The sequence below is a fragment of the Tenuifilum sp. genome (assembly GCF_037481895.1).
Classification (GTDB): domain Bacteria; phylum Bacteroidota; class Bacteroidia; order Bacteroidales; family Tenuifilaceae; genus Tenuifilum; species Tenuifilum osseticum.
The window spans coordinates 1-13570 of record NZ_JBBFKU010000026.1 but is presented as its reverse complement, the minus strand read 5'-3'; the positions used below and the strand labels follow the sequence as shown (position 1 = coordinate 13570).

Here is a 13570-nt window from a genome sequence, read left to right as displayed (position 1 = left end):
ATAGCTATTTTGAGTGAGGCCTGATGGTAAGGGTAAGAAACCATTTCCCTTTTATCAGGGTTAAATCGTAACTCTTGCCCTCCTTAACTTCAAGCCACTTATTGGTTGATACCTGTTGATATTTGCTATTCAGTTCATTCACAACCTGGTCGTAAAGCCACGTGTTATACATTCTAGATACCGCAGTGCAAAAGCCATCAGTATCAATCATGAAAAGTATGGTCTGCTCATCGAGGGTGTTAACGTACTTCAAAAAGCCCCGGTCGTCGACATTCACCTCCTTTTCAAAGTAGAAACCTTTATTCTCCTGCGGCATCCGTTTGGCTATTTCATCCTTGTGTAAGCCAATGTAATTCTGAGCGCTAGCTGTTAGGCTCAAGAAAGCGATTGCTACTGCAAGGAATATGATAGCCAATGGTTTCATGGTTGCTATGGAACCTCTATCGTGTTAAGTATTTCAGTAATTATATCCTCCGATGTAATGTTTTCGGCCTCGGCCTCATAGGTTAATCCAATACGATGACGCAAAACATCGAAACATACAGCGCGAACATCCTCAGGAATAACGTATCCACGACGTTTAATAAAGGCGTAAGCCTTTGAAGCCAACCCAAGGCTAATGGATGCGCGAGGTGAGGCTCCATAGGAAATCATGGGTTCAAATTGCTGCAAGTTATACTGTGCCGGATAGCGAGTTGCGAACACTATATCCAGAATATACTTTTCAATTTTTTCATCCATGTAAACCTCACGAACAACCTGACGCGCTTTCACAATATCGGTGGGTTTTAGAACTTTCTCGGGTTTTGGGAACTGCATGGCCAGATTTTCACGCATGATAAGGCGTTCCTCCTCCAGCTTTGGATAACCAATTTTGACCTTAAGCATGAAACGGTCGACCTGAGCCTCGGGAAGCGGATAGGTTCCTTCCTGTTCAATTGGGTTCTGGGTTGCCAAAACCAGAAAAGGTTCTTCGAGTTTGTAGGTTTCGTCGCCAATGGTTACCTGACGTTCCTGCATGGCCTCAAGCAAAGCGCTTTGAACCTTAGCTGGAGCACGGTTAATTTCATCGGCAAGAATAAAGTTTGCAAAAATTGGCCCTTTTTTAACGGTAAATTGTTCGGATTTGGGGCTGTAAATAAGTGTTCCTATAAGGTCGGCAGGAAGCAAATCGGGGGTGAACTGAATACGGTTAAACTTTACATCGATGATGTTTGCCAAAGTATTAATGGCAAGCGTTTTGGCTAAGCCGGGTACACCTTCAAGTAGAATGTGTCCATCGGCAAGTAATCCAACCAGTAACGACTCAACAAGGTGTTTTTGGCCAACAATTACCTTGCCCATTTCAATGTTGATAATGTCAACAAAGGAACTTTCAAGTCTTATCCTCTCATTTAGCTCCTTAATGTCAAGGGACGATTGAACACTCATAAAAATATCTTTTTAAAATTTGTTTAACCTTATATGAAACCTCATTTGCAAATATGATAATAAATAGATGCCTGTGATGTTAATTTTCGTTAAATGAAATTTTAGCTGTAATAAAGGTAGTTAAAGGTTTTCAGACACTTTCATAATTGATTTTTAAATAAATCCAAGTACCATAAATTAACATATAGAGGAATGATTCGGAATGAATCGGAATGAACGGAAGGAGTCGGAATAGAGAAAATACGATGGAGCTAGAGGAAGTTAGAGGAAGTTAGAGGAAGTTAGAGGAAGTTAGAGGAAGTTAGAAGAAGTTAGAAGAAGTTAGAAGAAGTTAGAAGAAGTTAGAAGAAGTTTGAGGAAGTTTGAGTCCGTTAAACGTGAACCGTGAGCCGTGAAACGCAAGATTTGAGGCGGGAATGAGTCGGAATGAATCGGAATAGACAGAATATGGTGGAGTTAGAGGAAGTTTGAGTCCGTTAAACGTGAACCGTGAGCCGTGAAACGCGATGTTTGAGGCGGGAATGAGTCGGAATGAATGGAATGAACGGAATGAGTCGGAATAGAGAGAATTTGATGGAGTTAGAGGATGTTAGAGGCATAGTAAAAAGAGAACAGTTAAACCAAACGACCATGAATTAACAAGTTCAACCGGACTAATAAGAATGTGGATACAGAAACATTTTTAGAGGAAATTCGTCAATAGAAAAATTCCATGGACGAATCTCGGAAATATTTCAAAATAGCTTTATATACGAGTATATTTGTTGTGTAATTTAAAGCAAGGTGGATTATTAAACAGGAATCTAATGAACCATTTTTTTACATTTTTCTTTTAAATACATAGTAAGTAAACGATGTGTTATAGGAAGGTCAAAAGCAAGTATAATGGCAATAAATAGATATTTCATTTACCTATCGTACAGGGGCACAAACTATCATGGCTGGCAAATACAGGAAAATGCCGCAAGCGTTCAGGGTTATATCAATAATGCCCTGAGCATACTTCTCAAGGAAGACATCCAGACCATTGGTGCAGGTAGAACCGATACAGGTGTTCATGCCAGGTTCTATGTGGCGCATTTCGATTCTGTAGTCAGCAATTTGGAATCAGACAGTAAGTTTTTGCACAGCTTAAACAGAATTCTACCCAACGATATCGCCATTCATCAAATTAAAAAAGTAAAACCAGATGCGAATGCCCGTTTCGATGCCACCTTAAGGGGTTATGAGTATGTGATTTGCCGGAACAAAGATCCCTTTTGGATTGGCCTATCGTGGTTTTACGATGCCCAGCTAAACGTTGATAATATGCAGCTGGCAGCACAACAGTTAATGAACTATACCGATTTTACCAGCTTTAGTAAGGTTGGCTCCGAAACAAAAACCAATAACTGCCAGATATATAAAGCGGAATGGAACGAGAGTGGCAACCTGCTCATATTTACCATTGAGGCGAACCGGTTTTTACGCAACATGGTACGTGCCATTGTAGGCACCCTAGTTGATGTGGGAAGAGGAAAAATAACACCAGAAGAGTTTGCCCAAGTAATTGAGAAGCGCGATAGAAAATTGGCCGGAACCTCTGCTCCGGCCGAGGGGTTATACCTTACAAGGATAGAGTATCCCTCCATAATTTTTTCGTCAACCATTTAATACAGGATTTGTGCTAGTGTTTAGTTCCGCGCTATGGGCAAAAGGGGCATTGTCAGGGTTACCATGAACATTCTGGGCCGCAAGAGTACTGTACTTTGGGTTATGAACGAATCGGAAAAATTAATGATATCAAAACTCCTGGCATTAAGCAAGTTATTACACGAAACTTTCAGCTGGTACCTCCCGCTTTGAAACTTTTGGGAGTAGAATAGGTTTATAAAGTTTGCCACACCGCTGGTGCTTGCGTTGCGTACAAAAATGTATCGCTCAAAATCAGCACCCAATATGCTCGAAGACCAGTAAAACAGCACGCTCACCGTATGGCTTTGATCTATATACCTGAATCTGGAACTCGAAAGGCTATAGTATGAGTTTGCCTTTCTGAACTTATACCCAAACTCCCAGCTAGTCAGAAGGGTAAAACTAGTGCTAGCGGTTAAAACGTCATTTACCGTTCTGCCTTGCTGGATGCGGTGCATAATTAACTCATCCTGTTTTCCCCATAATAGCTCATACTTACACGCCAGCGAGGTTTGAAGGCTAAAAATAAACCATGAGACCTCTGCGCTTACCTTACTGGAAACTGATTTGTTTGGCATTTTTGAAGACACATATGCTATCAAATCACGGCTCACCAGGGTTCGCTCAAGAATATTATCCCTGCTTACCGCTTGTCTGAAGAACGCCATGTTAGAGTGAAGTCCCTTTATTGGATTTGAATAGGAAACCACGGCTTTACCGAAGTACCGGTCCGATGAGTTTTGATTCCATGAATTGCGAACCATGTGGTTATGGCTTACTATCACATAACCATTTGAAGATTTGCTGGGATCTGTCAGCTCCTTGCTATAACCAGCACTACCCGACACCTCCCACTGAGGGCTAATCTTGTACTTTGCTTTCAGAAATGGAGAAAAGTATTGCGAAAACCCAACGCTGGTAAAACCCACGTCGCTTTCCTCAAGGTACCGAATACCCCAAGGCAAGTGTAACGAAACTAGATACGCGCCTCTATCAAAGGTTGCTGTGGCCTCAACCCCTGGCCTTGCAAGCCTCCATTGCTTTGCACTCGTCAAGGAATCCACTTGTACCCTAACCCCATCCCTTTCGACTTGTGTCTTGTAATGCCCACCCTCAAAATTAAATGAGGGCCTAAACTCCAGCAGCCATGGCTTAAAGTTGTAGGTTGTCCCCCAAAAAGCCTTGACCTCATACCTTTCTGCCCTAACTACCTGCCTCGCCTCATCATATGGCTGGCTACCATTCAGCTCTGTCGCAAATGGCCCCGGTTTAATGCCAAGCGATTGATTCGCACCCATGTAGAGCGTATACGTGTACAACCGGGTAAACCGGTTTCCCCTCCTATACACCACATCATTCTCATTGACAAAGGTCAAACTTGGAACGTCGGCCTTCTGGTTTACCTGGCTCAACCCACTCAGGGTGGCATAACGTTCATCCCAGTGGCCGGTAAGGTACACAGAGGAGTTCAGGTAACGGGAACTGGTGTTTTGCATCAACTTGCCACCAACCCTTAATGAGTTCAAGTAAAATCTATTAGTGGTAACCTCCGACCTGACCAGCACTGAATCAACAAAGATGTAGCGGTTAACAACCTCCCCGTACCTATAGCTCCGATCCGAGAAATAGTTGATGTCGGCCTTTAGCTCAACGTCAGGTCTAAGCTTAAACAGATGCTTGTAGGCAATAAACATAGAGCTGTTATCGTAGTAACGCGATCGCTCAATGTTAGGGTTCGGCACTTGCGAAACGTTAACATACCTGGGCCTGAACAGGTTTAACGAGGACAGCACGCTGCTTCCCAGCTCAAAAGAGCTGAACTGCGATTCCAGCTCTTTACCCGTATTGTTGAGCTGAGCCGTTATCACTGCCTGCTCCTCTTTTTTGAATAGCATGGGGGTTAGGTTCAGGTCGTACAGGTAGGGCTTGTAGCCTGCCCCTACAAGCGTGCTGCCCGTAAGCGTCACATCGCGCTTAAGCCTCAGGTTTATGGACGTGCCATCGGCTGGCACTATGCCTTCTAATATTTTAACTGGCTGGTGCCTCTTATACACCTCCACAGCTCCAACTGCGCTGTGTGGCATACTCCTATTCACTATCGAATAGCCCCCACCCATCAGGTTGAGCCCCTCTATGTAGTAGTTTTGAATAGGTTTTCCCTCGTAATACACGGTCCCATCATCGGATACCTCAAAACCCGGCATGCTTTTGATAACATCGCCGATAGTTAAGTCCTTGCCCTTGACAAACGAGCCAACCAGGTATCTGATAGTGTCGCCATTTTGCCTAATGGGCTCACCCTTCACCACAACCTCGTCAATGTGCATTCGGTTTTCCTCCAGCACAACCTTCATGGCCGAACTGCTTGCAAGCGCAACACGAACAGTTTTCTCCCGGTATCCTAGCATTCGAAACTGTACCAGTACCGTATCGGCGGAATCTTTAACCTTGACAGCCACATCAAATGCACCATCGGATTTGGTAAACCCAAAGGCAACCACACTCTCGGGGTCGCTAGCTGGCGATACGATTACGCTTGCCCCTTCGAGGGGGTTACCCGAAGCATCGCGTAGGGTCCCCCTAACTGACTGACCATGCAAGGGGAAAACCATCAGCTGCAGTAGCCATAGATACAATACAGCCCTCAGGGTATTCATGTTCTAGAACTTCTCTATAAAATTATTCCATGACTTTACCTTTTTCAACATGTTAGCCTTCTGCTCTTTGGGCAAACCATCGCTCATCGTGCTGTACAGATTTATGTTCTCCGAGTAAAACGCTTTCACAAACTCCTTGGGGCTTATTTCATCATATTTATCAAGACTACTGGTAATGTATATTTGACTAACGTTTTTATCATTCAGGCCAACAATCTCAAACCTGTGCAAATTTTGGGTGTCATGCACCAAAAGAATCAATCCCGGTAATCCCCTGAACTTATAGGGACCATCGCTCACAGGAATCTCCATTGAGTACCAGGCTATGTAGTTTCTACCCCTGAAATGGGTTAGCGCTTTCTTGCATCTGTACCCCAGAATCACTGTGTCGGCATGGTTTACAAGCGTCCATTCCATTTTTTCGTTATCCTTTACGTAATAATTCCCCCCTAAATTCCCTTTACTGTGAATAAATACCAAATCACCACGGGTTGGGTAATTTTTGTAGATTGAGTAATTCGAAAAAATATGTCCATTGCTTGAAGTTTTATACGCCACAATTCTATGAAGCACACTTAGATCGTTAGTATTTCCAGTAGAATAGAGTAATGAATCGGAAAAGATTTTTCCAACTTCAGCAAATCTAGAGATCTCTTTTCCAATCTGCAATACCATGTCAGAAACAGCTACGCCCGTCGTTCTGTTTGAATCGGGAAAGAATGTGTACCTGTAATGTACTTTTAAACGAACCAGATCGAGAATGTCATCTGATTGGCAATAAATATTATTACTTTGGAATAATAGTATATAGCATAAAAGTGCTAATTTATTATGATGTTTCATAATAGTATGTTAATTAATCGGTATTAGATTCAATTAAAAAAACTGGCATTAAAAGCCAGTTTTTTTTTAAATTAATTTCCACAATGATACCTAATCACAAGATCCAATTCTTCGGCAAGCACTTTTGCACTACCACAACCGTTATAATATGCTACATTTCCATTTTCGCATACTATTCTTACAGTTATGCATGCTTGTGGTTCATCAGCATTCACTTCACCAAATGGAAGTAACATAAAACTAAGAATAAAGAACAGGTTTCTAATTTTTAATTTCCTTTTCATGACATTTTTATTTTTATCACCCCCAAACAAATATACCCTTGGGGTTTGGGTAGTTCTTAGTTGGGCCCTTTGCTAAAAACATTCCAATATTAAAAAAAAAAAAACAATGTTGTCAATAATTTTTCATATGTTATATAACACAAATAATAATTTTAATGATATTTCTTGTTCGTATGACAAATATATTATGATAAGACTTAAATATAAGTATTATATAACAACGATAAGGTCTTGACTGCAAATGCCTGAAAAATAAACAATAAAAATGGAACCTCTGCTCCGGCTGAGGGGTTATACCTTACAAGGATAGAGTATCCTGATAATCTAATATAGCTTGCTTACCTGCAGGGTTGATGCTCCTCCCGCAAAAGATCGTTTACAGTTTTAACTGGCGAGAATGTTGCCAAGGGTACTTCAACAAAAATGGTATTCCAGTTGCTCATGGCACCATTCCAAAGCCCCGGAAGCTCTAACGCCTTGAGCTGTTTACCATCCTTGCTCTTTACTGAAATAAAGCCGGTTTGCGGATCGCGGTAGTTAAGCAGGTTAAACTTATTCCCTTTAAAATCAATGAATGAGCATACTATATCAACAGGATTGAAATGGGTTGATGCATTCAGGATAGATTTAGAAGTAGGGTCGTTCATATCTATCTGTGAACTTTCAACAATCTGAAGCGATGTTGTGCCATCGGGATTGACTGCCCAGAATGGGCCACCACCGGGCTCTCCCTCATTTTTAACCATACCGCACACCCTAATTGGCCTATTAAGCACGCTAAACAGATACTTGTTCAGCTCCTCAGGGTCCGATGTATTTAACGATGCCGGTGGTATAACACAGAGCTCATCGCGGGTAAAGTCAAGAATGGCCAGAAGTTCGTCAACCGAAAGGTTTTGGCTGTCGAACTCTTGTAGGTATTTATAAATAATACCCCGATAGCTAAGCAGCATTCCCGCAAGTGCTTTTTTATACCGAACGGTTAGCGGTTTAAGATGGTCTGGAGCAACGTTGTCGATATTCTTAATGAACACCAATTCGTGGCCTAAATCGTTGAGATTCTCAATTAATGCACCATGCCCGCCGGGGCGAAAAAGTAGAGTGCCATCATCGTTTCGGAAAGGATTATTGTCCATATCAACCGCAATGGTGTCGGTTGATGGCTTTTGAACCGAGTAGGTAATGTTAAGGGTTACCTCATAGTGGTTTTCGTAGTATGACTTTACGCGTTCAATTAGCTGTTCAAAGCCAGCAATGTGTTCGGGCGACACTGTAAGGTGAATATTTACATTACCATGCTGGTCGCGAGCATACTGTGCCCCCTCAACCAGATGCTCTTCCATGGCAGTACGAGCAATATCGCCATACTTATGGAAGAGGATAAGCGCCTTTGGCAGATTTCCGTAATTTAGCCCCTCGGGACCTAACAGAGTATTTACAATGGGCATATAATCCTTACTATCAATAAGTTCATCCATCTTATATCCCTGCATCCAGAGTTCATTGTAAAGCTTGTCGAAAAATGGGAACTCTTTTATTCTCTCGAAAAAGGTGAAAACGGTATTAAAACCTTTATCGTTAAAACACTTCAACCCTTTTACCGGGTAATCGGACTGAAACTCATAGAGATGTTTAAACATACGGGTAGCCGCACCCGATGCAGGAACAAACTTAACCCTACTACCCTCAAAATCGCGGTACATTTCAATGAGGCTATCAAGTTCCTCTCCATCCAACCGAATTATCCCGTTGCCCACGGTAGCGGGTTTAACCAACTTCATGTAAGGGAAGCCCTTTTTAAATGATTGAATTTGCTGCTCAACCATTTCGGGAGTTATTCCCTTTCGCTGCATCTGCTCAATATCCTGCTGGCTATACATAGTGTTATTTTTTGGGTTCTATTTTATTAAAACTTTCATAATGATTGGGAAAGAAAATTAATTTTAAATTTATTAAATTTTTCCCCATTCAAACATCAACCGACACAAGTTTTTTCCGTTACTGGCGTTCGCTATTTCAACAATGCTTTCATCTTGCGTATTTTGATAACGTGATGCAATTATGCTATCGTTTGCTTTACCTTCAGCATTAAAGTTAACCACAACCCTTTTGGGAAAATAGCTTTTAAAATGCTCAATGCTAAAGGTATTGTAGGCCCAATCGATATACCTAACATTATTAACGTGTTGGTTAATATCTATATCGCCAATGCGAACATTGAATTTTTCCGAAAATTCAGGGCTAACGCTTTGTTCAACCAGTTTGGATGCATTGCGCCCTAATGAACTTCTAGTTGCATAATCTAAATCTGAATACCACTCTGCCCTTACTGGCCGACGGGTTTGAATGTTAAGAACCAACCAGCTCGATGTTGCAGCAATTATTTTATTTCCTAAATAGTCATATACCTCAAAATCGCGTAGGGCAAAAATTCCATCAACTCCCCTAGGCCAGGTTAACAGAACTACCTCATCGGTCCATGCAGGTAATCGGTATATTTCAGCTTCAACACGCGACAGGGCCCAAAACCAACCCTTCTGTAACAGATGCTCCCAGCCATAACCCAGTAAATGAGCATGCTCCCAGGCAATCTCCTGCAAGTAATTAAACAGGGCCGTAACTGTTAACCTTTGATTAAAATCAACCTCGTACGAATGAACCTTTAGCTTATGCCTGTGGTATTTTGGGAACTGATAGGTATCAAAATTCATCAAAGTAGACTATTTGGATGAGAACTTTTCCATAAAACGTTTACTGTCGATAATGTAGCGGGTATGGGTACCCCTGCCAATTTCGCCTTCACTATCCCATGCCACCACATCAAAAACAAGTTTTTTACCATCAACCTCTTTAAGGGTGGCCTTGCTGTGAACTTCCCAACCCAAAGGTGTAGCCTTGGTGTGTTTAACACAAATCTCAGTACCAACGGTATTGAACCCATGGGGCAGATGTGGTAAAACAGCATTAAGAGCTGCCTTTTCCATAAGCGCCACCATTGCCGGTGTGGCAAAAACATCAACAAGGCCTGAGCCGTATTTTGATGCAGTGTTATCCTTTGTAACCATTTCGGTTGCAGTAAATTCAATGCCTAGGGGAATGTTAAACTCCATACCATTAGTGTTTTTAGTGCTTTTACAAAGATATGAACAATTTTCAACTTAGCCCATTTATTTCTATTTTTGCATGTAAACCAAGTTAAGCAACCATGAGCAAGGTGATAATTGAAAAGCTAACGGATGAACAAATAAGCAAAATGGGCATAAAGAATTGGCCTATTTGGACTAAGGAAATATCTACTTTTGATTGGTATTACGATACCGACGAGGAATGCCTGATTCTTGATGGTGAGGTAGATGTAAAAACCGACGAGGGTACCTACACTGTTAGGACAGGCGACTTTGTTACCTTTAAGAAAGGGTTAAAATGTGTTTGGACGGTTAAAAAGCCTATTCGGAAACATTACAACTTTAAGTAATGCCTTCCAGTTCAGGAAAGGTTATTACTTAATGGTTTTAAATAAAAAAGAGACGTTATTTAAACGTCTCTTTTTCATTTTTTCTTCAGGTATTTCCCCTACTTAACGCTCTCTGCAATTTTCTGAGCTAACAAATCGAACTGCTTAAGCTTTTCGGCATTAGGTTTGCCATATATCTCGGCAGGTTCAGCAACCAGTTCAAGTTTGGCTTCCTCAGCAAACTTAAGTAGGTTTTTCACTCCACCGCCATTCCAGCTGTAGCTGCCAAAAAGAGCCAACTTTTTATTTTTTATTCCCATATGTGTTAGCTCACGGGTAAGCTGCTCCATAAGAGGGAACATTTCCGAGTTATATGCACATGACCCCAAAACAAGACCACGATATTTCCAAATTTCGTTAATCAAATGGCTAATGTGGGTGCGAGAAACATCGTGTATGCGAATGTTCTTAATACCATTCTCTGCCACTTTACGGCCTATGTAATCGGCAATAGCTTCCGTATTACCGTACATTGATGCAAAAATGATAACAACACCCTCCTCAGCCTCGTAACGGCTCCACCGGTCGTACAGTTCAATTACTTTATTGGGGTTTGACCGCCAAACGGGGCCATGAGTAGGTGCAATCACCTTTACAGGTACATCCTTAAGCTTTGCAAAAGCTTTTTGCACCATGTTGCTGTATTTCCCTACTATATTAGAATAATAGCGGCGCATTTCATCCTCAAAGAAATCAAAGTTGATTTCATCATCAAAAATTCCGCCATCTAACGCGCCAAAGCTGCCAAAGGCATCGCCGGAGAAAAGGATTTGTTCGGTTTGATCGAAGGTCATCATGGTTTCGGGCCAATGCACCCATGGTGTCATCACAAATTTCAGCTTGTGGAAACCAAGGTCAAGGGTATCGCCATCATCTACCTGTATTAGGTTTTCATTAATACCCCAGTAAGCTTCAACCATCTTAAAAGTTTTGGCATTCCCAACCAGCTTAACCCCTTTAAATTGCTCAAAAATCTCTTTAATCTCCCCGGAATGATCGGGCTCCATGTGGTTAATAATCAGGTAGTCAAGCGTACGTCCATTAAGCAATGCCTTTATACGCTCAATGTAATTGCCGGCCGCCCGATCCTCTATGGTATCGATCAGCGCGGTTTTTTCATCAACAATCAGGTATGAATTGTAGGAAACGCCCCTATCCAAAGGCCAGATGTTCTCAAAAAGCCTCTTACGTCGATCGTTCACCCCTATCCAGTGAACCTTTCCAACAACAGGGATATTGTAATACATAATGCTTTAGTATTTTTTGTTTTTAAACTTATGGCAAAAGTAGAAAGTTAAAGTGATTTGTTAAACAACCAGCAGATTGTTAAAAATCAATCTAAATAAAAATAGCATCTTAAGAATAAGCTATCATCCTCAAGTAATAGGTAAAACTTTTTAAACTCAATAAAATCAAAAGAGGCTGCCCTTTGAGGACAGCCTCTTTTTAATCTTGAAAACTTTACTTATTGCTTAAGTAGATTGAGAACTCCCATGGTTTTAGAGTTACTCTCTCATCCTTTGTGAACTCTTTAGAGCTATTGCTGAAATACTCAACATAGCTGGTATTCAAATGCGCATCGCCAGTAAAGCTAAAGGTCTGTTCCTTGGCCGATAGGTTGAAAATAGCAAATAGCTTTTGAGTTTCATTTTCGCGTGTAAATGCGAAAATTGAGCTATCGGCAGTGGTTATTATTCGGAAAATGTCGGCTCCCTGCTCTGCGGCATCAAGAACCTTTGCGGACTTTTTCAACGCAGTGAGTTTTTTGTAAAAATCAGTCAAACCTTTACTATCGGTCCAGTCAACCTGGTCCTTTTCAAAAAACTGTAGCCTATGGTTTAGGCCAACCTCCTGGCCGGTATAAATAAGAGGCATCCCATCAATAACAAATGTGAGTGCAGCCATGGTTTTAACCGCATCGCCCATACGCTCAAACTCAGTTCCATTCCATGAGTTCTCATCGTGGTTGGTGATAAAATTCATTTTAATGGTATTCTTAGGATAAGTGGCTGCTTTTTTGAGCAGGTATTGCTCCAGCTCAACAACAGATTTCTTGCCCTGTGCAATACCATTCATAATATGATGGAACTCCCAGGCATAATCAGCATCAAACGCATATTTTTGTAGTTCAGGGGTTTCAGCCTCAGCAAGCATGAAAATGGGTTTGCCAAGCTGGTTAAGCTCAGCACGAGCCTCGTTCCAGAAATCGGTTGGAACCTCAGCGGCCACATCGCACCTAAACCCATCGAGGTCAATATCCTTAATCCAATACTTAAGCATGTCAATCATGTAACGACGTAATTCAGGTTTTGAGTAGTCTAACTTAGCCACGTCGGTCCAATCGAATGGTGAAACAACCCTACCCGAGGAATCGCGCACGTACCAATCGGGATGCTCAGTTAAGAGAACAGCATCGTGCGAGGTGTGGTTTGCCACAATGTCAATTATCACCTTCATACCCAGCTCATGAGCCTTGGTAACAACTGACTTAAAGTCGTCGAGTGTTCCGAACTCGGGGTTAATACCATAGTAATCCTTAACGGAGTAGTAACTACCTAGCGTTCCTTTACGGTTCTCAACTCCAATGGGATGAATTGGCATGAACCAAAGTATATCAACCCCTAAATCTTTTAGGCGAGGCAGGTGTTGCTCAAAGGCTTTGAACGTTCCTTCAGGTGTGTATTGCCTAACATTTACCTCGTAAATGGTAGCATTGTAAACCCAATTGGCATGCTCTACGCGGAATGGCTCAGCCTCCTTAGGCTGCTGCTTACAAGAGGCAAATACCATTGTTGCAGCAATTAGGGCTGCAAACAAAATGCTTCTCAAGCTAAATAGATTCTTTTGTCTCATATTGCTATTGGTTTATTTGAAATTGATTTATCAGCTTTCACACGTTTGCGAATAGGAAATGCCCGTAATTACAGGCCTTTGCTAATTTAGGAATAATTTTATATGATTTCTACTATTTGAAATAAAAAAATCTGTAACTTGTTTGAGTTCAAAATCTCCCTAACCTAAATCATAAGTAAAATGAAACTAAAAGTTCAACATCAGGAACGATACTCTAGGTTAGAATTGCTCCTGAGACACAGCTGTCCAAAATAATTTAAAATCAAAAAATGCCTAATTGTTAATCAGGTGGTTAGGGTTCAAAAGTAATCAAT

General features: G+C 41.5%; 12 protein-coding genes. 2 read left to right on the top strand and 10 right to left on the bottom strand.

From position 1 onward, the window contains the following. Positions 1-4: 4 nt before the first annotated feature. Together WHS63_RS08890 and WHS63_RS08885 are read right to left on the bottom strand one after the other, a co-directional pair. A complete protein-coding gene (locus WHS63_RS08890; RefSeq protein ID WP_445203200.1) occupies positions 5-424 on the bottom strand; it encodes a hypothetical protein in 420 nt (139 codons plus the stop codon). A 5-nt stretch (positions 425-429) separates the two neighbouring features. Beyond that, a complete protein-coding gene (locus WHS63_RS08885; protein ID WP_445204799.1) occupies positions 430-1431 on the bottom strand; it encodes an AAA family ATPase in 1002 nt (333 codons plus the stop codon). 885 nt (positions 1432-2316) lie between these two features. On the opposite strand from WHS63_RS08885, the gene truA reads away from it, so the two are divergent. Next, positions 2317-3084 carry a tRNA pseudouridine(38-40) synthase TruA gene (gene truA / locus WHS63_RS08880; RefSeq protein WP_445203323.1) on the top strand — a complete coding sequence of 256 codons (768 nt, stop codon included), beginning with the start codon at positions 2317-2319 and terminating at the stop codon, positions 3082-3084. A gap of 20 nt (positions 3085-3104) precedes the next feature. Here the strand turns inward: truA and WHS63_RS08875 are convergent, their stop codons facing one another. From WHS63_RS08875 to WHS63_RS08850, 6 genes are all read right to left on the bottom strand, one after another. After that, complete coding sequence (locus WHS63_RS08875) at positions 3105-5762, bottom strand: hypothetical protein (RefSeq protein ID WP_445203322.1); 2658 nt, start codon at positions 5760-5762, stop codon at positions 3105-3107. Between the two features lie 3 nt (positions 5763-5765). Further along, complete coding sequence (locus WHS63_RS08870; protein WP_445203321.1) at positions 5766-6605, bottom strand: GLPGLI family protein; 840 nt, start codon at positions 6603-6605, stop codon at positions 5766-5768. A gap of 71 nt (positions 6606-6676) precedes the next feature. Next, complete coding sequence (locus WHS63_RS08865; protein WP_445203320.1) at positions 6677-6889, bottom strand: hypothetical protein; 213 nt, start codon at positions 6887-6889, stop codon at positions 6677-6679. Between the two features lie 338 nt (positions 6890-7227). Next, positions 7228-8769: a DUF4301 family protein gene (locus WHS63_RS08860; RefSeq protein ID WP_445204798.1), complete on the bottom strand. Its 1542-nt coding sequence runs from the start codon at positions 8767-8769 to the stop codon at positions 7228-7230. Positions 8770-8841: 72 nt separating this feature from the next. Beyond that, complete coding sequence (locus WHS63_RS08855) at positions 8842-9600, bottom strand: acyl-[acyl-carrier-protein] thioesterase (RefSeq protein WP_445204797.1); 759 nt, start codon at positions 9598-9600, stop codon at positions 8842-8844. 9 nt (positions 9601-9609) lie between these two features. Beyond that, complete coding sequence (locus tag WHS63_RS08850) at positions 9610-9999, bottom strand: thioesterase family protein (protein WP_369488470.1); 390 nt, start codon at positions 9997-9999, stop codon at positions 9610-9612. Positions 10000-10094: 95 nt separating this feature from the next. Here WHS63_RS08850 and WHS63_RS08845 point away from each other — a divergent pair, with 95 nt between their 5' ends. Beyond that, positions 10095-10364, top strand: a complete 270-nt coding sequence (locus WHS63_RS08845) for a cupin domain-containing protein (RefSeq protein ID WP_445204796.1) — start codon at positions 10095-10097, stop codon at positions 10362-10364. A 98-nt stretch (positions 10365-10462) separates the two neighbouring features. On the opposite strand, the gene WHS63_RS08840 is transcribed toward WHS63_RS08845, so the two are convergent. Together WHS63_RS08840 and WHS63_RS08835 are read right to left on the bottom strand one after the other, a co-directional pair. Then, the gene (locus tag WHS63_RS08840) at positions 10463-11650 is read right to left on the bottom strand and encodes an FprA family A-type flavoprotein (RefSeq protein ID WP_445204795.1); all 1188 of its coding nucleotides are present in this window, start codon (positions 11648-11650) and stop codon (positions 10463-10465) included. Between the two features lie 214 nt (positions 11651-11864). After that, positions 11865-13256 carry an alpha-amylase family glycosyl hydrolase gene (locus tag WHS63_RS08835; protein WP_445204794.1) on the bottom strand — a complete coding sequence of 464 codons (1392 nt, stop codon included), beginning with the start codon at positions 13254-13256 and terminating at the stop codon, positions 11865-11867. Positions 13257-13570: the final 314 nt, after the last annotated feature.